We start from the raw sequence: 25,321 nt of genomic DNA, 5'->3' as shown, positions 1-25,321 counted from the left end.
TGAGCCTCACATAATGAAGTTGATAACACATAAAAAAAACAAGGTTTTTTATGTTCGAAAAATTTAAACTCGAGTGGTTCGCCAACATTCGTGGCGATCTGCTTGCGGGTATTGTGGTTGCATTAGCGTTAATTCCTGAGGCTATCGCGTTTTCTATTATTGCAGGGGTTGACCCTAAAGTGGGCTTGTATGCGTCGTTTTGTATTGCTGTGATCATTGCTATTGTGGGCGGCCGCCCTGGGATGATTTCTGCAGCAACCGGTGCGATGGCTTTATTAATGGTGACTTTAGTAAAAGATTATGGCCTTGAGTATTTACTGGCTGCAACTTTACTGACCGGTGTAATTCAAATAATTGCAGGCTTTATAAAGCTTGGTAGCTTAATGCGTTTTGTATCGCGCTCTGTGGTTACTGGCTTTGTGAATGCCTTGGCTATCCTCATTTTTATGGCGCAATTACCTGAGCTTACCAATGTAACTTGGCACGTATACGCGATGACTGCCGCTGGTTTAGGCATCATTTATTTATTCCCGTATTTGCCGGTAATTGGTAAATCAATTCCATCACCACTGGTGTGCATTGTGACGCTTACCATATTTGCTATGTTTATGGGCATGGATATTCGTACCGTCGGTGATATGGGTGAACTGCCTGACACATTACCGATCTTCCTATGGCCGGATGTGCCGCTAAACCTTGAAACGCTAATGATTATACTGCCTTATTCAATTGGCTTAGCTGTGGTTGGTTTATTAGAGTCAATGATGACGGCAACTATTGTTGATGATTTAACTGATACATCAAGTGATAAAAACCAAGAGTGTAAAGGCCAAGGTATCGCTAATATTGGCGCAGGTTTAATGGGTGGAATGGCAGGCTGTGCCATGATTGGCCAATCTATCATAAACGTTAAATCTGGCGGGCGAGGACGTTTATCTTGCTTTATTGCCGGGGTGTTTTTGTTATTTATGGTGGTGTTTTTAGATCAATGGTTAAAACAAATTCCGATGGCTGCATTGGTTGCTGTGATGATCATGGTCTCAATTGGTACCTTTTCATGGAGCTCAATACGGGATCTGAAAACAAATCCATTGTCGAGTAACTTGGTGATGATAGTGACTGTTGCGGTCGTGGTGGCAACACATAACTTAGCCATCGGTGTGTTTGTTGGGGTATTAATGTCGGCATTATTTTTTGCTAATAAAATTGGCCGCTTTATGGTGGTGCAAACCCAGCAAAGTAATAACCAGCGTAGCTATAACGTGATAGGACAAGTGTTTTTTGCATCGAGCGAGCAGTTTATCGCGTCGTTTGATTTTAAAGAGGTGGTTGATAAAGTTGTGATAGATTTAAGCCATGCGCATTTTTGGGATATCACGGCGGTTACTTCATTAGATAAAGTAGTGATCAAGTTCAGGCGTGAAGGTGCAGAGGTTGAAATCATTGGTATGAGTGAGGCGACTGCGACGATGGTTGACAAATTTGCAATTCATAACGATCCACAACAAGTTGAAAAGCTAATGGCTGGCCATTAAGGAGTGACACATGAATAAAGTAATTACGTGTATTGATGGCTCAAATTTCACAGATGCCGTGTGTAACGCAGGCATTTGGGCTGCAGATAAATTAAGTGCCCCTTTGGTATTTTTACATGCCATTGAAAAAGACCGCAAAGTACATAATGAAAACCTCAGTGGTGCAATAGGGTTTGGCGCAAAATCAGCATTGTTAGAACAAATGACCGAACTCGATGAACAGCATAGCAAGCTGGCTTTGCAACTAGGTAAAGAATTGCTTGAACATGCACAGCAACGCGCTATTACTAAGGGCCATGATCAGGTCGAAAGTACGCAGCGCCATGGCACGATCACCGATGCCATTTGTGACCTTGAAACGGATGCTCGATTAATTGTGCTCGGCCGTTGTGGGCAAGGGGATAGCGCATCGTTTAAAGCGCTTGGTTCTCATATTGAACATGTTATTCGACAAGTTCATACGCCGGTGTTAATTGCTAATCAAGATTTTACTCAGCCAAAAAGCTTTTTACTTTGCTACGATGGCAGAGAAACTGCCGATAAGGCGTTGCAGCGCATCGTTGAAGGGGGCTTATTAAAAGGTTTGAAATGCCATTTAGTGACGGTAAAAAATAACCAGGACGATCAGTACAGCAAGTTTAAAGCCGCAGAAACATTGTTGCTTGAACATGGTTTTGATGTGGAAGCCAGTTATTTAACGGGTGATATATTTGAAATACTGATTACTTATAAACAAAGTTATGCCGTTGATATGGTGGTGATTGGCGCTTTTTCGCACTCTAAATTTAGGCAAGTACTGCTTGGTAGTAATACCATGAAAATGATTGAGAATAGCCAACTTCCGTTACTCGTTTTGCGCTAAGGTTAACCTCTCCAGCAGCTTATGGCTGCTGGAGGTTTATAGTATATCGTGTTGCCAACGCTGGGCTAAAAAATCAATAAACGCTCTGACCAAATTTTGTTGATAGTTACGCGATAAATAAACGGCCCATAAATGGCTACCTGGGGTTGAGTAGTTAGGCAGTACTTTAACCAATTGTTTTGTTGCTAAATATTCTTGTGCTAAATCACAAGGTAAATTGGCAATCCCCATTCCTCTGATTGCAGCCTTGCGTACTACCGACATGTCATTAGCGCTTATATTGCCTTTAACGCTGATTTTTTCATCCGAATTCTCGCCTAAAATATGCCATGTTGCACTCCCTGTGTGTAGCAAACAGTTATGCTGCAATAAATCTTGCGGAGTTGTGATGTCACCTTTGCTATTTAAATACTCAGGGGATGCGCACATAACTGTATTTATAAACAACAATTTACGGGCAATGAGCTGTTCATTGGGTTGATGAGTGTAACGTAAGGCAATGTCTACACGCTCATCGACCAATTGCGACAAGCTATCAGAGAGCACCAGTTGAAACTGCGTACTTGGGTGCATTGCAACAAATTCTTCGATTGCATCAAATAGCATGTTTTGCCCAAGGCCGATAGGCGCTGCCACCCTAATTGTGCCAACGAGCTCGTTATTATGGCTATGGGCTCTACTTTGTAAATCAGATACGCTGCTGAGTATTTGATTACAGTAGGCAAGTGCTTCTTCGCCTTGATTGGTTAAACTCACTTTACGGGTGGTACGGTGAAACAGCCGCAAGCTCAGCCACTGCTCAATGTCTTGTACGTGGCGGGTGACTTGTAAGCGGCTCAGCTCTAAGTTGTCAGCAGCTTTTGTAAAGCTGCCACAGCGGGCAACTTCAACAAAGCTTTGGATTGCAGTTATTTTGTCCATTAGTATCCTAAAGTGAACTAATGTGTATCTATAAGGGTTATTTATCATCAATTAGTAAGCAAGTAAACTGATTATCAACAGCTGAGGTGCTACTCAGTCAGATGATAAATACTTTTTAAGGATACAGATATGAACATTACTATTTTAGGCGCAACTGGTTGGATTGGTGGTCACATTATGACGCAGGCGAAAGCAAACGGTCACAATGTAACGGCGGTTGTTCGAGATGCAGGTAAAGTAACGGATGGTACAGCGATAAAAGAGTTTGATTTGCAATCTGAACATGACATTTTAGAGGTATTAACTGGCGCCGATGTAGTAATTGCCTCTATTGGTGGCCGTGCTGCTGGTGATCATGATCTCGTTGCCCGCACTGCAGAGCGCTTATTAGCGGCACTTTCAGGAAGTAACACGCGACTATTGTGGGTTGGTGGTGCGGGAAGCTTAGAAGTTTCTCCTGGCGTAACTTTAGTATCATCACCCGATTTTCCTGCCGAATATAAAGCTGAAGCATTAGCACAGGGTGAGGCGTTAAAGGTATTCAGATCAACAAGCACATCAACCCAATGGACGTTTGTAAGTCCTGCTGCGGTTATTTACCCTGGCACGAGTGAAGGTGCGTATCGTATTGGTGGCGATGCTTTTTTCACTAATGAGCAAGGTGAAAGTAAAATTTCGGTCACCGATTATGCTATTGCGATGCTGGATGAAGCACAAAATGCTGCGCATATTAATCAGCGCATTAGTGTGGCTTATTAAGCTATTTGTCGGGCTTTTAAAGCATTACTGTCAATCAGACATGACTGGTGGATAATGATTAAAAGCCTAATTTTTGCATCTGTGGTCCGATAAACGTGGGCTAAAATGCCCATTGGCTCAGCTCAGTGATACGAACATATTATTCGTATGTAAGCTAATCTTTAGCAATTATTTCTTCCTTCGCTTTTACAATGCTCTTAAGTTTAGACTATATTTTTACAGGTAACTGATTAATTATTTATAATTTTAGTGCAATCTTATAATCAGTTTATTCATGCAAAGATTGCCTTCACTACTTAAGAAGTGATGCACTGTATTGATGATTAGCTACTCCGATTTGGCCGAACGAAAACTCACCATTAGGTTCTTCTCCGTAATTGGCTCGGTGACAACGCTTTGTATGGCGATAATCGCTTTATATAATAATCAATTTATTTTGGCTTGCTCGTTATTAGGCTCATCGGCTTTATTTGCTTCTCCTTTTTGTCTTGGTGATAGAGTCGCTGTTTCCTCCTTAATCGTTTTATACACCTTATATACCCTAATGATTTATTTAGTGCTTACAGGTGGAAGCCATGGTACAGGGCCTATTTGGATTTTCATTGTATCCCCAGTTACTTTTTTTGTTCGCGGTTTTAGACGTGGCATTATTGATTTAATTATTTTTGTAACTTGTGTTACCGGTGCTTTTTACTTATCGAATTACTTGGAACTTTATAGTGGTTACTCGGTTTATTTTCCAACTCGGATTATTGCTTCTTTTATCATTGTTGCTTTATTGAGTGGCTTTTATGAATATTTTCGGCAAATTTACAGCCAACGTTTGATTGAGCTAATACACAAAAATGAATATTTAGCGACTCGCGACCCTTTAACTAACCTACCTAACCGTCGTTATGCTATGGCGGAACTTGAGCAATTTGCAAAGCAGCAGCAAACGGCGAGTATCATTATTGCGGATGTAGATAATTTTAAAAAGATTAACGATCAATATGGTCACTTAGTTGGCGATGAAGTACTAAAACATCTGGCTGATTTATTTGTTGCTCAGTTAGGTGAAAATGATATGGTGGCGCGCTGGGGAGGAGAAGAGTTTTTATTTTTTCTACGCCATAAAAATAAACAGCAAGCGACACAATTTGCCAATGAGATCCATCTTGCTTTATCACACAATCGTTTAGATATAGGTGCAAACCAACTGGCTGTTACAGTGAGTATGGGTATCAGTACATTAACAACGACTGTGTCTATTGATAAAGCGATGCACAAAGCTGATGAACTGCTTTATCAAGCTAAGGAGCAAGGCAAAAATCAAACGTGTGTTTAAGGGAACGCAATGAATACTTTATATATTACAGGTGCTGGTGTGAGTGCAGCCAGCGGTATACCGACTTTCCGTGGTGAAGATGGTTATTGGACTATCGGTAGTCAAAATTATACGCCGATGGAAATGGCTACACGTGGCATGTATGAAAATAACCCACGAGAATTTTTAGCTTGGTATTATCACCGCTTTGCCACTTATCGACATCATGGCCCTAATGAAGTGCATCATTGGTTGAGTGATAAAAACTTAATCACGCAAAATATTGATGGCTTAGACGGCAAAGCAGGGAATACTAACTACATTGCAATTCACGGCCGTCTTGATCAAATGACCTTGTTTCACCATCAAGGTGATGACGTAATACCACACACCACCCCTTGGGATAACGTAGATGAAAGCCGTTTGCATGATTCGTTACTTGAATTGTTCAATATTGAAAACCAACAACCTGTGCTCAACCAATCGTTAAAGCCCTTTGTACTGTTATTTGATGAATATTACACCGAGCTTTATCGGATCAGTGAAGCGCAACAACGCATGATCGCTGCCGATAAAATCGTATTTATGGGCACTTCGTTTAGTGTAAATATTACCCAAATGGCATTGGAGATAGCCCGCAGTTACGATATTCCAATTGAAGTAATTGATCCTGAGCCTGCGCACATAATGCACCCTAATGTCAGTTATAAAAAAATGACTGCATTAGAGTACATTCAAGCTGAAGGTTAGCTACTGTGCTTTGGTTTGCGTTGCATTAAGTCGCAGACCGAGTGGATCAGTAACAAACTCAGCAACGCCTGAACTATTTAATTCTAAAATTGACTCAGGCGCTTGTTGAAAGCTTTGCCAATTGATTAAACCAGGACCATTTGGATTACCTGATTTTATAAAATTAGTCACATAGCGGTGCATGGTTTTGCCCGCTTGTTTATCTTGCTCAGTAGTAACATGGCCGTATTTGGTTGCCACGGTATTAAAAAAGTAAGGGATTTCGGTTGCGTGTGCAGCTCCTTTCGCATCTAAGGTTTGTGCTACGTAAGCGAATCGATAAAGGTATGCATCTTGACCATTTTTGCTAAAGCGCTGGGCAGTAAAACGAGCAGGTTCTTGCATTAGTTTGTCTTGGCCAACTTGGTAGTTTAATAATGCCAGTGGCTTGTTATTTTCAGGATCATAGGCAAGCTGAGCTTGTATGGCATTATCGCCAAAGCTGTTAAATAAAGCCTGCTTAGAGTCATAATTTGCATAGCCGATATCATGATTAGTGGTACCAACCATCAACGGCACTTTACTAAATTGACCACTAAGTAGGTTTTCGCTGGTGCTGCCAGTTATGAGTGTACCGTCTAAAATTGGCCCGCCAGAGTAAGTGGCAACAGCATTATTCACTTGGCCTAAGTTACTGAGGTTTAAATTATCAACAATAGCTTGGGCGGGGAGTTTACGCAGTGCTGTTAGGCTACTTTTATCACTGCCGGTGATGTGATGTTGGGCGGCAAAGTTAACGCCTACTTGCTCGGCTGATAATGTGCCTGGATCATCACTGTGAAGTGGTAATTGATTAAATAACTCGCGGCCACCGCCAGACATAATAATCGCTTTGTGAAACAACCCTTGCGCACTGGGAGTTTGCAACATGGCATGTACTGACTTACCACCAGCGGATTCACCCATAATGGTTACTTGGCTTGGATCACCACCAAACTCAGAGATGTTATCTTTAACCCACTTTAAAGCAGCGACTTGGTCCATTATTGCGTAATTGCCAAGCGCGTCGTTCTCAAGGGTACTCAGTGCTGGGTGGGCAAAGAAACCAAATCGACCTAAACGATAATTAAAACTAACAAATACCGCACCTTGTTTAGCAAAGCTTGCGCCTGAATAAACTTCAGGAGATGCACCGCCATTTACAAAACCTCCGCCGTAAAACCACACTACCACAGGGTAGCCAGCATCGCTTTGTTTAGCAGGCCTGATGACATTTAAATACAAGCAATCTTCCGCCGGTGGAGTACCTAGTGGTGCGGCATCGCCTGCAAATGGTTTTTGCATGCAGTCAGACGCATAGTGGTCAACACGCTTAACACCTTGCCACTTAGACACAGGTTGTGGCGCTCGCCAACGATAATCACCTACAGGAGGTGCAGCATAAGGAATGCCTTTAAAGGATATTATTTTGCCAGACTCGGTGCCTTGCACTGTCCCGCCAGTTACATCCGCGGTGGTGTTTGATGTGGCTTTTGAGCAGCCTTGTAATGTAATTGCTGTAAGCGTCAAGCAAGTCAAAAAAGCAAGTGTTTGTGGTGAGCGCAATAGCATGGTTAACCTCTATAAAAATCAATGCGTCGAATTTGAAAACTAATATACCCAAACCACCTCAAGATACGAGTTTCAGTTGGAATTAAAAGCGATTTAGGCAAGGCATTGATTGCAAGTAATAGTGGTTCTATTGTTAAAATCAATAACGCAGTATAAACCGCTTTTAAACCAACCCGTTGGGCGTTTCACAGGTACTTACTCCCATCGTTGTTACTTCTTAAAAGGGACGGCCATTGTTGCAAAGTAACGCCTTGATATTAAGCCCCTGTGCAACGCTGAATTCTGCATCTTGAGGTGGCTTGGGTATAGATACTAGCATAAAAAATGATGGGATAGATAAAGGCGTAAATAAACCAAGGTGATTATATAGGGGGTATAACCACCTTGGTTAAGTATTTGGCAAAAGGCTAATTTAAAACCTTTAATCTCCTGGGCAGAAGTGTGCCAAATTTGTTGCTCTAGCAATGATAGAAAAGCTTAAAAACGGGTTCGAATACCAAAGGTAATACGACGCTCAAAGATATTTTGAGTGATCACATGATCTGACCATTGTGCGTAAATATCTTCTTTTTCCTCAGTTAAGTTGCTTACCGAGGTATAAATGCTCATATCTTCGGCAAATTCATAGCCTGCATACATATCAAAGTATAGTGTGCTGTCGGTCCAAAATGGCACTACGCCTTCGCCCATTGGCGAGCTTAAGCTGTCTAAGCGATCGCTACGGTAGTTAGCTGCAAGACGCAGTTGTAATGGGCCTTTTTCGTACCAAAGTACGGCATTGGCTGACTTTTCTGAGTTATCTTGAATTGGTAAGCTTTTGCCATAAACATCAACGTTAGCGCTGTCACTTGGCGCATAGGTAAAGTTAACTGATGTGCCTAAACCATCAAATGGTGCCGGTAAAAAGTCAAACGCTTGTTGATAAACCACTTCAAAACCTTTTATGTCACCACCTTGGCCATTTATTTCTGTGGTTACAGGCACTTCACGACGAATAACGCCATCAATGTCTGGTAAGCCTTGCATGACAATACCGTTTTCAACAAAGGATTCTATGTCCATCAAAAAGGCGGAAATACTTAGTAAGCCGCTGTCATTAAAATACCACTCAGCAGATAAGTTATAGTTAGTAGCGCGCCATGGCTCTAGATCAGGATTACCATTTTGACGACCCTGCACGGCAACTAATAAATCAGGGCTCACACCAAGCTCAGCGGCAAGTACATCACCTGCGCGGGTACGACCAACGCTTACCCCTCCGGCGAGCTTGCCAATATCGAGGGTGGTCATGGTTTTACCGTAACCTGCACGTAAAATAACATTTTCGGTGAGGTTTAAATTAAAGTTCATTGATGGTAAAAAGTCGGAGTAATCGCGATTTAGCCATTTTTCACCGGTTTTTTCACTCGCCGTACATAATGAACAAGGACGCTCTGAACCGAGTTGGTTTTGCAGCATATCGAGTTCGGTTTTAATGTATTGCGCACCAATATTAGCGGTATAACTCAAATCACCTAATTCGCCAGCAAAGTTAGCTTTAAAGTAGGCGGTTTGGGTTTGCTCTTTCACTTGATAAGTACGAGACGGGTTAGCCAAGCGTTTATTACCCGGGTAAATAGCATTTTGGAATGCCATTGGGTCGTCCATCACTTTCGGATCGATTAAGTAAAAACTATGTCCAGCGCCGCCAGGGCCTAAACCATCGACTTGGTTAACCCAACCTGCGGGCATATCACTAAAAAAGTTGGTTTTACCTATGGTTAAATCACCACCTGCTACGCTATTTTCACCGTCGCCATTGGTGTCCCCCAGTGATGCACCAGAATCTTTCCACATTACATCGGCACTAATATCACCGGTGGTAAATGGTGCTACGAGAATATAGGTTTCACGCTCTACGTCACGTTTTGATGCCCGCAGACCAAAATCAAAATTCTGTAGGTGATCTGTCTCAAAGGCGTAATGACCATCAATACGGGCAACATCAAGTGTGGCTTCTTCTTCAAAGTTATTTTCAGAGTAGGTTGATACGAGATTATATTGGCTTATATCATTGCCAAACCCTTCTGCAAAACCAAGGGTGAGGTATTCGCCACTGCGAGAAAAGCTCACATCAACGTCTTCTGGACCGTAACCGTTAGGGTTAACAGGGGTAATGCCATCACCATGATTTTTTAATAAGCCATGTTGTGCACCAGAGGTTAAAAAGCCGTGGGCGACATTTTCAGTATGACTGCGCTCAGCCTCGCCATGAATATATCTAAACTCCCCTGAAAGTGGGCCATCACCTTGGTATTCGAATAAAAAGCTGGCGTTGGTTGATTCGCGATCGTTCGTTAAACTTTCAGAGTAGGCACTAACACGGCGAACTTTTAAATCAGCTTCATTGACTGTGTATATTTGCCCGCCATTTTCATTATCTAAACGGGGAATAAAGTTATCAGAATACGCCCATATAGAACCACGGGCATTATCAACCATCACCCCTTGTTTACGATCGGCGTCATCCATTTTGGTGTAAAACAAGTCACCGGTAAATGTTAGCGAATCAGCAATTTGATATTGAATAGTCGTGTTTAAACCAAGACGATCACGCTCGGTTTCACGGTCCATCACGCCATAAAAGCGTTGGCTATAAAAGCTGTCGTTAAAATCACCGTCACCATTAAAATCGCGGTCGGTTTCATTTTGTATTTCTGAAGAGGTTAAAATTGTGCCATTACGATAGTTTGCTAAGGTACTTTCGTCATAGGCGGCTGTGACAATAATACCAAATTTGTCATTGTTGTAGCCGGCAAACGCCACCAATTTAGGATCTGTTTGCTCAGATAAGCTGCCGCGGGTGGCTTCCCCTGTCAGTGAGAAGGTAGTGCCTTGGTCAAGATCAAAGGGTCTGCGTGTTTTTAAATCGAGAGTACCAGAAATACCACCGGCTAGCGTGTCTGCTTGAGGTGATTTAAGCACATCAATGCCTGAGAGTAATGCGGCAGGCACATCAGTAAAATCTGGTTGTAGAGTTGTAATTGACCCCGCACTTAGAAATTGTTCACCATTTAAAAGAGTGGTTACTTGCGGCATACCCCTTACGTTAATGGTAGAGCCTTCGCCGGCGGAGCGACGGATTTGTATACCAGGGATACGTTGCAGCGTATCAGCAATGGTTACATCAGGGAGTTTACCTATGTCTTCTGCGGTAATAGAGTCCATTACCCCAGTGCTAAAACGTTTATTGTTAATATCTTGTTTGTTACTGGCTGCAATACCACGTACTTCGATGGTTTCTATTTCATCATTTGCAACGGGGGTCTCGTCAGCGGCATAAACCCCTAGACTTGAATAACCACAGATAATAGCAGCCACAGTTTTTGCTATTGCGCTCCTGTTTAGTGTGGCTTGGCGACGGTTTTTAATGTTCATGTTGATGTACCTCATCCTGTATTTTTAGACGTTGATTATTATTTTCTGTTAATTTGTAACACTTGTTGACTATTCTTCTGTTATTAATTAACATCACTTTTAAGCAAAATGCAATAACAATTACATTAACATTTGATAATTTTTTGCTTCTTAATGTAATGTTGCTATCTAAGGTAATGATTTAAAATAAGAGTTTTATTTATGGAAAAGTTAGCCACAACAAGTGCTGAAAATATCGCAAGTGTGAATAAAGGCTTAGGTAATGATGAGGCACTCATACATGAGGATTGCAATGTTGCTTTGCAGCAAGTCAGCTTGCCTTGTGCATGTATTTACCAAACTCGGTTAGATAATAACATTGCGTGGATGGCAAAGTTTGCACAGCAAAGTAAGGTGGAGTTTTCACCCCATGGTAAAACCACTATGGCACCGGGTATTTTTAAAAAGCAGTTAAATGCAGGTGCTTACGCGATCACCATTGCAACGGTACAACAGGCTGTGGTGGCTGCTCGCGCTGGTGCAAAGCGTATTATTATGGCGAATCAATTAGTTGGCAAAGCCAACATGCAGCAGCTTAGCTATTTATTAAAACAGTATAAGATTGATTTTTATTGTTTAGTGGATGATGTTAGTAATGTAACAAGCCTTGGTGAGTTTTTTAGCGAACAAGGTTTACAGCTTAAATTACTGATTGAGTTAGGAGTGCCTGGCGGACGTTGCGGTGTTGTTGATAATCAAACTCTTCAGCAATTGGCTGCGCATATTCAACAGTTTGCTTCATTACAGCTTGCGGGTATTGAAGTGTATGAAGGTGTATTGAGTACACAAAGTGAAGTGACTGCATTTTTAGCAGATGCGGTAGCAAAATGTAAAGCTTTGATAGCTCAACAGTCTTTTGCTACAGAGCAAGTGATCATTACCGCTGGTGGCTCTGCTTGGTATGACTTAGTGTGTGATGCATTTGCCCCGCACAATTTGCTAGACAATATGATTCCCGTGATCCGCCCAGGTTGCTACGTTGCCCATGATCAAGGGATTTATGAGCACGCACAGCAGCAAGTATTAGCGCGCAATCCGCTGGCATGCAATATTGGTAGTGACTTACAGTCGTGCCTAGAGATTTGGGCGTATGTGCAATCATTGCCAGAGCCCGGTCGTGCCATTATAGGTATGGGTAAGCGAGATGTTGCCTTTGATGCCGGTTTACCAATTCCCAATTTACATGTGGATCAATCAGGCACCGTAAAACCTGCGGGGGCAGATTGGAAAGTAGAAAAAATAATGGATCAGCACGCGATGCTGACTTATACCGGCACTGAACAACTAAAAGTGGGCGATATTATAGCATTTGCAACTTCGCACCCGTGCCTTACATTCGATAAATGGCGTTATATTAACGTCATAGATGATGATTATAACGTTATTGAGATCTTTGATACGTATTTTTAGGAGAGTAAATAATTGGATATTGTTTCGCGAATTAAAGAGCGCTTAGGCCATTTACGTCAATCAGAGCAACTCGTTGCACAATTAATTTTAACCGATCTGCAATATGCAGCTTCAGCAAGTATTAGCGACTTAGCTTTGCGCGCTAAAGTGAGTCATGCGTCAATTACGCGCTTAGCTAAAGCATTAGGCTGCGATAATGTACGAGACATGAAACTACAACTTGCGCAATCACTGGCAGTTGGTGAGCGTTTTATTAGTGAAAACGCCTCAGTGCGTGAAGATATTCCGGCAATTTACCAAGCAATTCACGATATTCTCGATATCAATGCTGGGCTTATTGAACAATCTTTAGTAGAAGAAGCGGCACGTTGTATTGCTGGTAGTCGTCATACACTCATTTTTGGTGTCGGTGGGGGCAGCTCAGTAGTCGCCCAAGAGTGTCACAATCGTTTGTTTCGACTCGATGTACTCAGTAATGCCTATAGCGATCCGGTGATGATGCGTATGACCGCAGCCAGTGTTGATGTCAGCGATGTGGTGGTCGTGTTATCGCTAACTGGTTTACCTAGTGATTTAATTGATGCCGCAAGTATTGCCAAAGACTACGGCGCAAAAGTGATTGCCATTTGCCCAGACAGTGCCCTTGCAGATATAGCGACAATTCATTTACCAATCAAAACCAATGAATCCGATTATATTTTCACACCAAGTACCGCTCGTTACGCCATGCTTGCTGCAGTAGATATTTTGGCCAGCGAAGTGGCGATATTAACGCAGAAAAAATCCCGTGAAAAACTGCGACGTATTAAACATGAGTTAGATGAGTACCGTCAAGGACCTGACCGCGCACCGCTTGGAGATTAACAATGCAGTACGATATCTCGCAACCCGTAGATACAATCATCTATCAAGCAAAGGTATTTGATGGCTTAGGTAATGCGCCAGTGCACATGGACGTTGCAATTAAAGGACAGCAGATTGTCGCGCTGGGGGAGTTATCAGCATACCAAGCAACAGAGAAAGTGAATGCCGATGGATTGTGTTTAGCGCCAGGCTTTATTGATGTACATACTCACGATGATTTAGAAGTACTCAGAAACCCTGAAATGGCGGCTAAAATAAGCCAAGGAGTGACTACCGTTATTACAGGAAATTGTGGCATTAGTGCAGCACCTGCCGAGTTAGCCACGGATGCGCCAGATCCAATGAACCTCTTAGGTGAAAAAGCTGAATTTAAGTTTGCCCAGCTGCGCGATTATATCGACGCTTACAATGTGCAAAAAGCGAATGTCAATGTAGCTGCTTTGGTAGGACATACAACACTTAGAAACAATGTAATGGACGATTTATTACGTGCTGCGACAACACCAGAAATAGCTTTAATGCAGCAGCAACTTGACCTTGCACTGAGTCAAGGCGCATTAGGCTTGAGTACTGGCCTTGCCTATAAAAATGCTAATCAGGCGCCATCCTCTGAAGTGCACGCGTTTGGTGAAGTGTTGAAAAAACACGATGCGCTGTATACCACACATTTACGCACCGAGTTTGACGCAGTACTGGATGCGATGGACGAAGCCTTTGCGATGGAGCAAACATTCGATATTAAGGTGATTATTTCGCACCTTAAATGCGCAGGTAAAAATAACTGGGGGCGAGCTCCTGAATTATTGGCCAAATTTTCCGAGCAAGGTGAGCATTCAAAATGCAGTTGTGACGCTTATCCTTATGCCGCAAGTTCTAGCACCTTAGATTTAAACCAAGTGACTGATGACTTTGATATTTTTATAACCTGGTCAGATTCTCATCCTGAAATGGCGGAACAGTTACTGGCCGATATTGCTAAGCAATGGGGTATTAGTTTGCTTGATGCAGCCAAACAACTACAACCCGCAGGGGCGGTTTACCATGGCCTTAATGAAGACGATGTAAAAACCATTCTCGCGTTTGATAAAACCATGATTGGCTCCGACGGCTTACCGTGCGACCCGCATCCTCACCCGCGATTATGGGGCTCATTCCCACGAGTTTTAGGTCATTACAGCCGTGAGCAAGGCATTTTTTCATTGGCAACGGCGATTCATAAAATGACCGGTTTAAGCGCTGCCAATTACCGGTTAGCAAACCGTGGGGTGATCAAGGTGGGTCATTTTGCTGATTTAGTATTATTTGATGCCGATGAAATTATTGATAACGCGACTTTTGTTGAATCTGCCTTACCGGCATCGGGTATTCATCAGGTTTGGACTAATGGCCAAACCACATTTAAAGATAAACGAGTTTTACCCGCGCATTCGGGTAAATTTTTAACATCCTTAGGAGCAAGTAAACATGATTAGACGAATTGGTATTGAGGGCGGTAAAGGCACCGGTGGTCAACACTTACCTTTTGCCCGTGCAGTAGAAGCGGGAGGCTGGTTAATGGTCTCTGGGCAAACCCCAATGAAAGACGGCGAAGTGGTTGAAGGCGGTATTATTGAGCAATCCACATTGGCGATTGAAAACTGCCTCGACATTATGAAAGAAGCCGGTTACGGCCTCGAAGATGTGGTGCATGTGACGGTTATTTTAACTGACTCGCGTTATTTCCAGTCGTTCAATAAGGTATTTAAAGCGTATTTTGGGGCTAATCCACCAGCACGCATTTGTGCGGTCGCGGATTTAGTTGTCGACTGCAAAGTTGAGGTAGATGTTACTTGTTATAAGGCACCTTAACTTTTTCAGCGGTTTAATGACAGCGCTGGCATTTATACCTAAGGGCAAACAAAATAATAACTGCTCTTAGGTCATCAACAGAATAATAATTATCATCAACCGCGTAATTAATAATTATAAGCGCCAAAACAAGGCGCGACGTGGATTGGTGCAGCAGGGTGTCTTATGAAGTGGCAATTATTAATGGCCTTTTTAGGCTACTTAGGATTTATGATTTGGTTTGGCTGGTGGGTGAGCCGCAATGCCAAAGGTGGTGATAATTTTTTACTGGGCGGACGTAACCTGCCTTTTTTACTCACCCTTGGTACAACCGTTGCCACTATGGTGGGCACGGGCTCATCGATGGGGGCGGTTGGTTTTGCCTATTTAAATGGCTGGGCCGGGATGATTTATGGCTTAGGTGGTGCGTGCGGCATTTTACTACTGGCAAAACTGTTTGCGCCCGTGCGTGATCACGAATTTATGACCATGAGTGAAGAGATATCCTACTATGTTGGCGCTCATCCGGTGGTTAAAAACACCATCGCGGTATTTATTTTTGTTGCCAGTATTGGCTGGTTAGGTGCGCACATTCTTGGTGGTGGCATGTACTTAGCGTGGCTGACAGGACTGTCGCCATTTTCAGCAAAGTTACTTATTGCGTTAGGCTTTAGTGTTTATGTGGTGATTGGTGGCTATGTTGCTGTGGTTTGGACCGACTCAATACAAGCATTAGTGTTATTTGTTGGGTTTTTCTTAATGGCAGGTGTCGCCTTGTATGAAGTGGGTGGTATGGCTGAGATTGCCAATGCTCAACCAGCACTTAACCGCAGCTTTTTATCGCTGGATAAAATAGGTGTTGTACATGGTTTATCGCTGTTTTTTGCGGTGTTAATTGGTGTGTTGGTCGCACCTTCGTTTCGCCAGCGCATTTATTCCGGCAAGCATGTTAAAAGTATTCGCCAATCATTTTATCTCTCTGGGGGCTTATATTTAGTGTTTGCCATTGTGCCTGCCATTATCGGGATGGCTGCCTATGCGCTTAATCCTGCCTTAGAAAACAGTGCATTTTCGTTCCCCTATATGGCATTTGAACTCTTGCCGTTTGGCTTAGCCGCGTTGGTGATTATAGCGGGGCTGTCTGCCACTATTTCCAGTGCCAGCTCAGATGCCATCGCTGCGGTAAGCGTGTTAATTCGTGATATCTACAGTTTAGTGTTCAAGCGTATGCCACATGCTAAGGATGTCGTGATCCTCTCGCGTATTGGTTTGGTAATGACCATCGGCATTGCTTTATTACTGGCGCTATTAACTAACGATGTGATTGGGTACATCACTAATATGATTGCCACGTTAATGTCAGGTTTGTGTGTGTGCGTGTTGTTTGGCCATTTTTGGCCGCGCTTTAATTGGCAAGGCGCGATAACCGCGCTGGTGGTGTCTTTATTAGTTTCATTGGCGATTATTGTCACCCCAAATTGGTTAGCATTTTGGAGTAACCCAATTATGCCCGCGACCTTAGCTTCTGCATTATGCGCTGCAATCGTGACTTTAATTACGCCAATGCAAAAGCACACATCAACACAGGCTTTAGCTATTTTACAAGCCCAGCGTGAGGAGATGCAGCATGATTAAAGTGGCATTTTTTGGCGAAGCGATGCATGAGTTGTCGCTAAACAATGAGCTGTGTTTTGGTGGCGATATTTATAACAGCGCTGTGTATCTTAAGCGGTTATTAATGAATAACGCTGAGGTTTATTTTGTATCGGCAATCGGCAGTGATGAATTAAGCACACAGGCTTACACTCGCTTTAAAAAACAAGAGCTTAATTTACAGTATTTATTACGCAGTAAAGGTCGAACGTTAGGCGCTTATGGCATTGTTGTTGATGACACAGGCGAGCGTACTTTTCATTATGACCGTAGAGATAGCGCCGCCAGAGCATATTTTAAATTGGCGCCACAACAGCATTTTTTAGCAGCCCTTGAGCGCAAGCAATTTGATTACTTATATTTTTCGGCTATTAGTCTCGCTATTTTAGATGAGCAAAGCAGGGAGTTATTTATGGCTGCGGTTGCTGCTTATAAAGGCGCTGGTGGCAAGGTTATTTTTGATAGCAACTATCGCGCGGTACTTTGGCAAAATAAAGCCACTGCGCAAAAGTGTTATAAGCAAGCTTACGCCTTCGCGGATATTCTATTGGTCACCGATGATGATCACTTTGGTGTTTTTGGGTCTGCGTCGCCGCAATTAGTGAGTTTTTACCAAGCATACGCGCACAGTTTAGTGATCATCAAACAAGGCGTTAACGACACCTTAGTGTTGCAACAGCAGCTTTTAAACCGTTACCCAGTCGAGCCTGCAAAGCGTGTTGTTGATACTACTGGCGCAGGAGATGCATTTGCTGCCGGCTTTTTGGCTGAATATTTAATAACGCAACAGTGCGAGCAGGCAGTTAATACCGCGCAACAACTTGCCGCACAGGTTATTGCTGCAACCGGCGCCATTGTTGCCACAACACTTACAATAACGACGAGCAATCAATTAAGCCCAAGCGAACAGGACACTGACTATGAATAAGTTTATTTATTTGATTTGCATGATTGTGGCTATTGGTACATTACCCAGTACCGCAGGTGCTCAACCTGCACTTATGCCAATGCCTGCAAAGATACAAATGCTCAAAGGTAAAACCCAATTAACTACTGAGCTGGGGGTGCATATGAGTCAACAGCAGCAAGCGTTATTAATGCCATTACTTTTAAATTCAACGTTTGCCCAACAGTTTACAGGGCTTGATTTACGTGAGGCAAAAAATGCACAGTTACAAATCAGCATCAATCAAAGTGCTACAACTTTGCCTTTTTTAGGGATGGATGAAAGCTATGAAATTGTGATTGCTGATGACACCATTAAACTCAGCAGCAGTAATCAATATGGCATGTTACGCGGTCTTGCGAGTTTATCGCAGTTATTATTTAGTGCCGAGCAGCCTCGCGAACTGGCGAACCTAACAATAACTGATGAGCCTACTTACCCGTGGCGAGGGCTATTGTTTGATGGTGTGCGCCACTTTTTACCCATTACCGATGTAAAACGTACGCTACGTGGTTTAGCGTCAGCTAAGTTTAATGTGTTTCACTGGCATCTAACCGACGATCAGGGCTGGCGAATTGAATTACAGAGCTACCCTAAATTACATCAACAGGCCTCTGATGGTTTGTATTACACCCAAGCAGAAATTAAAGAGGTGGTTAGCTATGCCGCTAAATTAGGTATTCGTGTGGTGCCTGAATTTGATGTACCAGGCCATGCAAGTGCTATTGTACTTGCTTATCCTGAGCTAGGTAGTGGTACAACGCGCACAGAAATTGAAAGGCGTTGGGGGGTGTTCGAACCGTTACTTGACCCAAGTAACCCGAAGGTTTATCAGTTCATTGATGAGGTGGTTGCTGAGCTTTCGGGGTTATTTCCTGATCCGTACTTACACATTGGCGGCGATGAAGTCGATGATAGCGATTGGCAAAAAAATACTAAAATACAGGCCTATATGGCCGATAAAAAATTAGCTGATAGCCATGCTTTACATGCCTATTTTAATCAACGGGTCGCTAAAATTTTAGCAAAATACAATAAGCAAATGATTGGCTGGGATGAAGTGCTGCACCCTAGTTTACCAAAAAATACCTTAGTACAGTCATGGCGCGGCCATCACTCGCTGAGTGACATTACCAGTGCTGGTCATGATGGATTACTCTCAAGTGGTTTTTATATTGATCAACCACAATGGACTAGCTATCACTACCGTAATCATCCTATTCAACCCACACCAGCCGCTGTAAGGGCAAAAAATATTTTAGGCACGGTGGAATTTACCCTGACTCGCTTAAAAGGTAGCGCTGTCGTTGGCAAGGCCACTATCTTTACCAATCAGCAGGATAAGCTATATGGCAAAGTAAGTATTAAAGGCAAAGGCAGTTTTATTACAGCAAATGTGGATAAGCTCGCTGAACATTACCAGTTGCAGATTGATACTTGGATGGGGCCAACAAAACTGGCTGTGAGTGTTGATAAAGCATCAAATGAAGCGGCGTTGGTCGGTAATACACCTTATAAATTTACAGCGGCGGTTATTACTAGCCCCTCAGTTAAACAATTAAACCAAGCGTTAACGCAGCAACAACAACGTAAAAAAACAGGCAATGTGCTTGGCGGAGAAGCCACCGCTTGGGCAGAACTAATCACCAGTGATAACTTAGACTCGCGTATTTGGCCAAGGCTTTATGCGATAGGGGAACGTTTTTGGTCGTCTGCAAGTGTAACCGACGAGCGAGATATGTATAAACGCCTAGCAGTAATGGACAACTTTGCAGATCAACAACTTGGTTTATTACACCAACAACAGTTTATTAAACGACTAAAACAGCAACCAGCAGTAACAAACGCCGATGTGAATGCTTTACTTACTTTTAGTCAGTTAATTGAGCCTGTGCATTATTATACTTTGCACCATTTAGCGTTTTTACGGGGTGACTACCATCAACAAGCGCCACTAAACAAATTAGTGGATGTATTACCGGTAGAGAGTTTAGCTCTTAAACAGTTTGATTATGCGGTTGCTGATTACCAACAGCAGTGCGACAGTCAACAGCTTGCAACACTGCAAAAGCAATTACTTAGATGGCAGCAAGTACTTACCGATAATCGCCAGTTGTTTTTAACAATTAATGAATGGCAAGCCAGTTATTTGGCAATCATGACTGCGCTGAAAAATAAGGATCAGCTAAATAAACCACAGAGCATAGAAATAAATAATGGCATCATTGCGCAAGTTATCCAATCAATTAACCGTATAAAGCAAGCGCAGCTAAGTTGCAGTCACTAACTGATTATTGATGCTCAAATTAAATGCCCTATTTAGGGCATTTAAAAGACTTATTTTTACTTACTTGGCATTAAAAAGAGCTCTCGAACATTACAGCGTTTGTCTGCTTCGATTGCGAATAGCACGGCATCAGCTACATCTGTTGGATCGAGTTTGTCGGGTTTGGCTTGATCAAAAAATGGCGTATTGACCATGCCTGGGGCAATTGTAGTACAGCGGCCTTGCCACTCTTTCATTTCTTCTGCGAGGTTTTGTCCAAAGCCGTAAGCAAACCATTTTGTTGCACCATACACAGAGCCTTTTAGCGCTATACGCCCTGCGGCGGAGCTGGTTAAAATAAAGTGCCCAGTGGTTTTTCTAAGGTGTGGTAGAGTAAGTTTTGCAGTGTAAAGCAGTGCGTTGATGTTGATATCAATCATTGTTTGCCATTGCTTTGGCTCGCCTTCTTCAACTCCTGGGGTTTGTACACCCATACCGGCATTGGCAAATGCTACATCTAGTCGGCCAAAGTGTATTACACCTGCATTAACTACTTTTTCAAGCGATGAAAAATCAGTGGCATCTGCGCAAACGGCTAATGCATTATCAGCCCCTAATTCTTCAACCAGCGCATTGAGTTTATCTTCACTGCGCGCGGTCAAAATTACTTTATGACCGTTGTTTACTAAGGTTTTTGCTGTTGCTTCACCAATACCACTGGAAGCACCTGTAATTAGTACGACTTTTTCTTTGCTCATGACTTTCTCCTAGATTAGAGAGCGGATAATGAGTTTGATCACCTCTGGTTATGACTCTAACAGGTGCGGATTAACCTCTATTGAATGTATGTTATATAAACATATTTCAATTGTTTTTTACTTTGTTATTAACTTAAATTACTGATTTTTAATTGTTTTTAAATAATAAAATAAAAAGTTAGGTTTATATTTATTATGCTATATAATCGCGCGGTTTCGCTTTGAGGCAGGCTTATTTTTTAGCAGGCTACAAATCGCAACGGGTTATATCGGCTCAAACCTTTTGGCTTATAACAGTGGTTATATCTTGTGTAAGCTATGTTTAACCTTGCTTAATTACAGCAATTATTATCGGAAATAAAACGTGAAAGATAAGCTTTTAGTATTTTGGCAAAACCATTCAGAAACCATAATGACTTTAGGTTATAACCTGATTTTAGCGTTGGCTATTGTTATTGCCAGTGCACTTATTGCGCGCTCTGTTAAAAAAGCGATTAAAAACACTAAGTCACCACTTAGGAATGTGGATAAAACCTTACTGCCGATCCTATCGAGTGTGGCAGGCTACTTGGTGTATATCATTGCTGGATTGTTTATTTTAGATATTTTTGGGGTTAACACGGCAAGTTTAATAGCGCTGATGGGAGCTGCCGGTTTAGCTATAGGTTTAGCGCTTAAAAATACCTTAAGTAACATAGCTGCGGGTATCATGTTACTGATACTTAGACCATTTAAAGTAGGTGATTTTGTTGACGCCAGTGGCACTGTCGGTTCAGTTAGTGAAATAAACCTCTTTACCACCATTTTTAAAACTAATGATGGCCTGTATATCGCCTCACCCAATGGTAAAGTGTGGGGGGGGAATATTAAAAACTTCACTCGCAATGGCAAAAGACGTATGGATATTGTAGTGGGTATTTCGTTTGCAAACTCAATAGACGATGGCTTAAATGTACTTAAAGAAATCGCCGCGTCAGAAAGCCGATTATTACCAGAGCCCGCACCAAAAGTAATGGTGGCATCAATTGGCGAAAGCGCAGTAAATATTCAATTGCGTGCATGGACGGTGAACGGCGATTATTGGCAAACTGTGTGGGATCTTAATAAACGGGTGAAAGAGTCTATTGAGCAAGCAGGCCTAACAATTCCATTTCCGCAGCGCACTTTGCATATCGCTGAGTCTATGGCATCGGCGGTAACCGTTAATAAAGATGTATAAAACGTAGCTTGTAAATGTATCTAAATAAAGCCAGTCAGCTAACACTGAGTGGCTTTATACTTAACCTATTGGCTAATAGTGAAAGTCACGTCAACATCATCACCAGCGGTTACGGTAATAGGTTTAACTTGATAAAGCGTAAATGCTTCGTCTTGTATTTCAGCGTCATCAATGTGTGCTGCACAAGTATAAGCTAGTTGATAATCACCAGCAGTGATGAAGGCAAGCTCAAACTCATATTGATTGTCTTCGCTATCAAATACCACATTTGCTGTTGCCAGCGGGGCATCAGCAGGTGTTTCATTTTCGTTTACTTCGTAAATATCCAATGGCTCTGCTACATCACTGTTATAAAGATACACAGCATGGCCAAATGAGCCATCTTCAGCGGCTATTGCGATATTATCTGTTTCGCAATTGGCAATAAGCGCATCACTTACTGTGCCTTCAATGTCTTCTGACTCAGCTAAATTTTCTAAACGCACGCCGCGGGGTTTTAAAAATATTTCATCACCGTTTTGTGGATCAACCAGTGATTTTTTCAAATCAAACTCAAGTACAAAATCATTATCTGCTTGATTAAGGGTGAAGCCGTCAAGTTGGATTTCACCTATACCGTCATTACCTTTACGTTTAACAATCAATGGTGCAATACTACCATCTTCATAAACAACGTGCGAAGTCATGGTGAGATTGTTTTCATCGCCATTAATAACATCGGCACGGATCCATGAATATTCGCCTGCAGGCACGTCTTCATCATCTAATAATGAGAAAATATCATCGCCAGTGTAATCAAGCAGGTTTACCATTTCAGGTTTAGTTTCGTCATCTGCTTCACGTGTTTCAAAGGTAATATCTTCTTCGCCATTAGCTTGTCTTAGGGTGATAGAGTTAAATACGACATTAACTTCGCGTAAGCCGCTAACGGGTGCATCAGAGACGCCTAAACTAAATTTTGCAGATTGCGGTGGTGTAGGTGAGTCATTGTTGTCTGAGCCACCACATGCAGTGAGTGCAACTAAAATAGCGCTGCTTAATAGTGTTGTTTTGATATTCATAATTTAACCTTTTTTCTCAGTGTTGGCGTAAGTATAGAGGGTCATACTTAACGTAACTTGAATTGGAGTTAATGAATTGTTGCGGAAGTTGGAAAGTTTAACTGGACATTTTGATGCGGTGACTTTATGAAATAAATGCATGACAGATGAAAATAGCTCACCTGATAATTTACTAACTTAATGAAGTTTCTCCATTTTTGTTCCACATTTGCTTGGTAACTTGGCAATGAAACGCTATGCAACAATAAAGTCAGGAACCAAGCATGCAAGTTTTAGATTTAGAAAAACAAAGTGAAGTAAACACATTAATAATGTTACTTTTTATCGATTCGTTATTGTTACTGGGATACCTAGTTAGCCCTGAAAGTGGGTTAAATATATTAGCCGGTACTTTAGCTTTGGCCTTTACGACGCTGATTATCACGCTGCTTTTTAATGGTAAAAAAACACTCACCGTATGTAAGTATGGTGTGCACACGCTTTCTATTTATAATCGAGCGAGTTACTTTGCTGCTCAGCAAATTCGGTTTATTCGTCCTTATTCAATATGTGGCATAAGAGGTGTGATTATTATGGGCGATAAGTTTATTTGTGTGGCACCTTTCTATGCGCTGACTGCTAAGCACCAACAACGTTTAAAACGTTATGAAAATGGCTTATTTGAATGGCTTAAGACATTACAAACTCGTAATGACTACTGCTAAAAACGCTTCTTATATTGCTGTTAGTTACTTATAACTAACAGCAATAGTGCTAGATAGGGGATTAAAAATTGACACTCAGTACCAGTTAGCGCTGGAATGGATATACAGAGCCTAAGTTTAAAATCTGAGTTAACTCGTCGAGCGCTTGCCAGCTTTCGGTCAATAAATTAGCATCGGCAAAGTCGTCATTACTGAGCTTGTCACGATAGTGTTTATTTGCCCAAGAACATAATTGTTGGTACTTACTATCATTTAAAGTCACAGCTGGGTTTACCGCTGCCAACTCTTGTTGATTTAATGCCACTCTTAAACGTAAACATGCGGGGCCTCCACCGTTTTGCATGCTCTGTTTAAGATCAAAAAACTGCACTTGATTAATTGGGTTATCAGCACTAATAAGCTCATTGATGTAGGCATTAACTGCACTGTTATTATGGCACTCTTGAGGTGCTACCAGCAGCATTTTACCGTTGCTTAAACTCACCAATTGACTGTTAAATAAGTAACTGGTGACAGCATCTTCAATGCTTACTTTTGCACTGGGCACTTCAATAATATGTAGCGTTTCGTCACCTTGGTAGGCGTTTCTAACTTGTTGAAGGGCATCTTTTTGATTCAAAAATGCTTGTTCGTGGCACAGTAGAACATTAGCGTTACCTACGGCAATAACGTCATTATGGAACACACCTTGGTCAATTACTGCAGGGTTTTGTTGCAGTAATAATTGGCTTTCTGATTTTAATTGATGCAATCGACAAATAGCTTGCGATGCTTCAAGTGTTTGCCGTGCTGGGAACTTAGTAGGCTTGGGTAATGCACTGTTAAAACTACTCGCACCAAATACAAATAACTCTAAACCTTGCTTGCCATGCGCATCGGTGAGGCGAGTATGATTAGCTGCACCTTCATCACCAAAGAAGCCCTGTTCGTATAAATGCTCATGATGACTAAAATAGTCATCATTATTAAACATAGCTTTGAGTAAGCGAGTCGTGGTTACAGGCTCTAACGAACGATGAAATTTGTTATTTAAGTTCGCAGCAGTAAAGTGAACTTTGCCGTCGAGTGTATCGGCAGAAGGAGAAACGGTTGCTGCATTTGCAGTCCACATGGCAGAAGCTGAATAACAGGCACGTAAAAGTACCGGATCTGTTTTGAATGCTTTGCTGATCACTTCATTATCTTTACCTGTAAAACCTAAACGTCGTAATACGTTGATGTCAGGTCGCGCATGTGGAGCAAAAACACCTTGGGTCAGCCCTAAATCATGCATTGCTTTCATTTTTGCAAGGCCTTGCAACACCGCCTCTTTTGGATTTGAGTAACTGGCTGCATTACTTAATGATGCAACGTTACCATATGATAATCCCGCGTAGTTATGAGTCGGGCCAACAAGGCCATCAAAATTTACTTCTACTGCTGTCATGATCATCC

The 25,321-nt window shown here is 42.2% G+C and carries 20 protein-coding genes; 14 read left to right on the top strand and 6 right to left on the bottom strand.

Annotated elements, in window-relative coordinates; genetic code table 11:
• The first annotated feature begins 50 nt into the window (after positions 1 to 50).
• Together V7783_RS05790 and V7783_RS05785 are read left to right on the top strand one after the other, a co-directional pair.
• Complete coding sequence (locus V7783_RS05790; protein WP_335677907.1) at positions 51 to 1,535, top strand: SulP family inorganic anion transporter; 1,485 nt, start codon at positions 51 to 53, stop codon at positions 1,533 to 1,535.
• A 10-nt stretch (positions 1,536 to 1,545) separates the two neighbouring features.
• A complete protein-coding gene (locus V7783_RS05785) occupies positions 1,546 to 2,397 on the top strand; it encodes a universal stress protein (protein ID WP_335677906.1) in 852 nt (283 codons plus the stop codon).
• Positions 2,398 to 2,433: 36 nt separating this feature from the next.
• Here V7783_RS05785 and V7783_RS05780 read toward each other — a convergent pair whose 3' ends face one another.
• Positions 2,434 to 3,318 carry a LysR family transcriptional regulator gene (locus V7783_RS05780; RefSeq protein ID WP_335677905.1) on the bottom strand — a complete coding sequence of 295 codons (885 nt, stop codon included), beginning with the start codon at positions 3,316 to 3,318 and terminating at the stop codon, positions 2,434 to 2,436.
• A gap of 129 nt (positions 3,319 to 3,447) precedes the next feature.
• On the opposite strand from V7783_RS05780, the gene V7783_RS05775 reads away from it, so the two are divergent.
• The 3 genes from V7783_RS05775 to V7783_RS05765 all read left to right on the top strand — a co-directional run bounded on the left by V7783_RS05775 (position 3,448) and on the right by V7783_RS05765 (position 6,133).
• Positions 3,448 to 4,077, top strand: coding sequence for an NAD(P)-dependent oxidoreductase (locus V7783_RS05775; protein ID WP_283708933.1), 630 nt, complete (start codon positions 3,448 to 3,450; stop codon positions 4,075 to 4,077).
• A 319-nt stretch (positions 4,078 to 4,396) separates the two neighbouring features.
• Positions 4,397 to 5,404: a GGDEF domain-containing protein gene (locus V7783_RS05770; protein ID WP_335677904.1), complete on the top strand. Its 1,008-nt coding sequence runs from the start codon at positions 4,397 to 4,399 to the stop codon at positions 5,402 to 5,404.
• 9 nt (positions 5,405 to 5,413) lie between these two features.
• A complete protein-coding gene (locus V7783_RS05765) occupies positions 5,414 to 6,133 on the top strand; it encodes an SIR2 family NAD-dependent protein deacylase (protein WP_335677903.1) in 720 nt (239 codons plus the stop codon).
• Here the strand turns inward: V7783_RS05765 and V7783_RS05760 are convergent, their stop codons facing one another.
• Both V7783_RS05760 and V7783_RS05755 read right to left on the bottom strand, forming a co-directional pair.
• A complete protein-coding gene (locus tag V7783_RS05760) occupies positions 6,134 to 7,723 on the bottom strand; it encodes a carboxylesterase/lipase family protein (protein ID WP_335677902.1) in 1,590 nt (529 codons plus the stop codon).
• A gap of 477 nt (positions 7,724 to 8,200) precedes the next feature.
• A complete protein-coding gene (locus V7783_RS05755; protein ID WP_335677901.1) occupies positions 8,201 to 11,140 on the bottom strand; it encodes a TonB-dependent receptor in 2,940 nt (979 codons plus the stop codon).
• Positions 11,141 to 11,341: 201 nt separating this feature from the next.
• Between V7783_RS05755 and V7783_RS05750 the strand changes: the two genes are divergently transcribed.
• The 7 genes from V7783_RS05750 to V7783_RS05720 all read left to right on the top strand — a co-directional run bounded on the left by V7783_RS05750 (position 11,342) and on the right by V7783_RS05720 (position 20,166).
• Complete coding sequence (locus V7783_RS05750) at positions 11,342 to 12,589, top strand: amino acid deaminase (protein WP_335677900.1); 1,248 nt, start codon at positions 11,342 to 11,344, stop codon at positions 12,587 to 12,589.
• Between the two features lie 12 nt (positions 12,590 to 12,601).
• Positions 12,602 to 13,453 carry a MurR/RpiR family transcriptional regulator gene (locus V7783_RS05745; protein ID WP_335677899.1) on the top strand — a complete coding sequence of 284 codons (852 nt, stop codon included), beginning with the start codon at positions 12,602 to 12,604 and terminating at the stop codon, positions 13,451 to 13,453.
• Positions 13,454 to 13,455: 2 nt separating this feature from the next.
• Positions 13,456 to 14,925, top strand: coding sequence for an N-acyl-D-amino-acid deacylase family protein (locus V7783_RS05740; protein ID WP_335677898.1), 1,470 nt, complete (start codon positions 13,456 to 13,458; stop codon positions 14,923 to 14,925).
• Positions 14,918 to 15,301, top strand: coding sequence for a RidA family protein (locus V7783_RS05735; RefSeq protein WP_064664639.1), 384 nt, complete (start codon positions 14,918 to 14,920; stop codon positions 15,299 to 15,301). Before V7783_RS05740 ends, V7783_RS05735 begins: the two co-directional genes overlap by 8 nt.
• Before the next feature lie 165 nt (positions 15,302 to 15,466).
• The gene (locus V7783_RS05730; RefSeq protein WP_335677897.1) at positions 15,467 to 16,915 is read left to right on the top strand and encodes a sodium:solute symporter family protein; all 1,449 of its coding nucleotides are present in this window, start codon (positions 15,467 to 15,469) and stop codon (positions 16,913 to 16,915) included.
• Positions 16,908 to 17,861, top strand: a complete 954-nt coding sequence (locus V7783_RS05725) for a sugar kinase (protein WP_335677896.1) — start codon at positions 16,908 to 16,910, stop codon at positions 17,859 to 17,861. Before V7783_RS05730 ends, V7783_RS05725 begins: the two co-directional genes overlap by 8 nt.
• Entirely contained in the window at positions 17,854 to 20,166 is a 2,313-nt protein-coding gene (locus tag V7783_RS05720) for a family 20 glycosylhydrolase (protein ID WP_335677895.1), read from the top strand. Before V7783_RS05725 ends, V7783_RS05720 begins: the two co-directional genes overlap by 8 nt.
• 56 nt (positions 20,167 to 20,222) lie before the next feature.
• Here the strand turns inward: V7783_RS05720 and V7783_RS05715 are convergent, their stop codons facing one another.
• Entirely contained in the window at positions 20,223 to 20,903 is a 681-nt protein-coding gene (locus V7783_RS05715; protein WP_335677894.1) for an SDR family oxidoreductase, read from the bottom strand.
• 364 nt (positions 20,904 to 21,267) lie between these two features.
• On the opposite strand from V7783_RS05715, the gene V7783_RS05710 reads away from it, so the two are divergent.
• A complete protein-coding gene (locus V7783_RS05710; protein ID WP_335677893.1) occupies positions 21,268 to 22,122 on the top strand; it encodes a mechanosensitive ion channel family protein in 855 nt (284 codons plus the stop codon).
• Between the two features lie 65 nt (positions 22,123 to 22,187).
• Here the strand turns inward: V7783_RS05710 and V7783_RS05705 are convergent, their stop codons facing one another.
• On the bottom strand, positions 22,188 to 23,183 hold the full coding sequence (locus V7783_RS05705; RefSeq protein WP_335677892.1) for a DUF4382 domain-containing protein: 996 nt from the start codon (positions 23,181 to 23,183) through the stop codon (positions 22,188 to 22,190).
• Between the two features lie 263 nt (positions 23,184 to 23,446).
• Here V7783_RS05705 and V7783_RS05700 point away from each other — a divergent pair, with 263 nt between their 5' ends.
• Positions 23,447 to 23,887 carry a hypothetical protein gene (locus tag V7783_RS05700; protein ID WP_335677891.1) on the top strand — a complete coding sequence of 147 codons (441 nt, stop codon included), beginning with the start codon at positions 23,447 to 23,449 and terminating at the stop codon, positions 23,885 to 23,887.
• Positions 23,888 to 23,972: 85 nt separating this feature from the next.
• Here the strand turns inward: V7783_RS05700 and astB are convergent, their stop codons facing one another.
• Positions 23,973 to 25,313 carry an N-succinylarginine dihydrolase gene (gene astB, locus V7783_RS05695; protein WP_335677890.1) on the bottom strand — a complete coding sequence of 447 codons (1,341 nt, stop codon included), beginning with the start codon at positions 25,311 to 25,313 and terminating at the stop codon, positions 23,973 to 23,975.
• Between the last annotated feature and the right edge of the window lie 8 nt (positions 25,314 to 25,321).

The organism is Pseudoalteromonas sp., from assembly GCF_036960685.1.
GTDB lineage: Bacteria > Pseudomonadota > Gammaproteobacteria > Enterobacterales > Alteromonadaceae > Pseudoalteromonas.
This window is presented reverse-complemented; position numbering and strand designations above follow the sequence as displayed.

Excerpts from the sequence above, each read along its gene's own strand:
- V7783_RS05790 (WP_335677907.1), top strand. The coding sequence starts at position 51 with ATGTTCGAAAAATTTAAACTCGAGTGGTTCGCCAACATTCGTGGCGAT.
- V7783_RS05715 (WP_335677894.1), bottom strand. The coding sequence starts at position 20,903 with ATGAGCAAAGAAAAAGTCGTACTAATTACAGGTGCTTCCAGTGGTATT.
- astB (WP_335677890.1), bottom strand. The coding sequence starts at position 25,313 with ATGACAGCAGTAGAAGTAAATTTTGATGGCCTTGTTGGCCCGACTCAT.
- V7783_RS05720 (WP_335677895.1), top strand. The coding sequence starts at position 17,854 with ATGAATAAGTTTATTTATTTGATTTGCATGATTGTGGCTATTGGTACA.
- V7783_RS05770 (WP_335677904.1), top strand. The coding sequence starts at position 4,397 with ATGATTAGCTACTCCGATTTGGCCGAACGAAAACTCACCATTAGGTTC.
- V7783_RS05775 (WP_283708933.1), top strand. The coding sequence starts at position 3,448 with ATGAACATTACTATTTTAGGCGCAACTGGTTGGATTGGTGGTCACATT.
- V7783_RS05750 (WP_335677900.1), top strand. The coding sequence starts at position 11,342 with ATGGAAAAGTTAGCCACAACAAGTGCTGAAAATATCGCAAGTGTGAAT.
- V7783_RS05785 (WP_335677906.1), top strand. The coding sequence starts at position 1,546 with ATGAATAAAGTAATTACGTGTATTGATGGCTCAAATTTCACAGATGCC.
- V7783_RS05730 (WP_335677897.1), top strand. The coding sequence starts at position 15,467 with ATGAAGTGGCAATTATTAATGGCCTTTTTAGGCTACTTAGGATTTATG.
- V7783_RS05780 (WP_335677905.1), bottom strand. The coding sequence starts at position 3,318 with ATGGACAAAATAACTGCAATCCAAAGCTTTGTTGAAGTTGCCCGCTGT.
- V7783_RS05765 (WP_335677903.1), top strand. The coding sequence starts at position 5,414 with ATGAATACTTTATATATTACAGGTGCTGGTGTGAGTGCAGCCAGCGGT.
- V7783_RS05700 (WP_335677891.1), top strand. The coding sequence starts at position 23,447 with ATGCAAGTTTTAGATTTAGAAAAACAAAGTGAAGTAAACACATTAATA.
- V7783_RS05755 (WP_335677901.1), bottom strand. The coding sequence starts at position 11,140 with ATGAACATTAAAAACCGTCGCCAAGCCACACTAAACAGGAGCGCAATA.
- V7783_RS05740 (WP_335677898.1), top strand. The coding sequence starts at position 13,456 with ATGCAGTACGATATCTCGCAACCCGTAGATACAATCATCTATCAAGCA.
- V7783_RS05725 (WP_335677896.1), top strand. The coding sequence starts at position 16,908 with ATGATTAAAGTGGCATTTTTTGGCGAAGCGATGCATGAGTTGTCGCTA.
- V7783_RS05735 (WP_064664639.1), top strand. The coding sequence starts at position 14,918 with ATGATTAGACGAATTGGTATTGAGGGCGGTAAAGGCACCGGTGGTCAA.
- V7783_RS05760 (WP_335677902.1), bottom strand. The coding sequence starts at position 7,723 with ATGCTATTGCGCTCACCACAAACACTTGCTTTTTTGACTTGCTTGACG.
- V7783_RS05705 (WP_335677892.1), bottom strand. The coding sequence starts at position 23,183 with ATGAATATCAAAACAACACTATTAAGCAGCGCTATTTTAGTTGCACTC.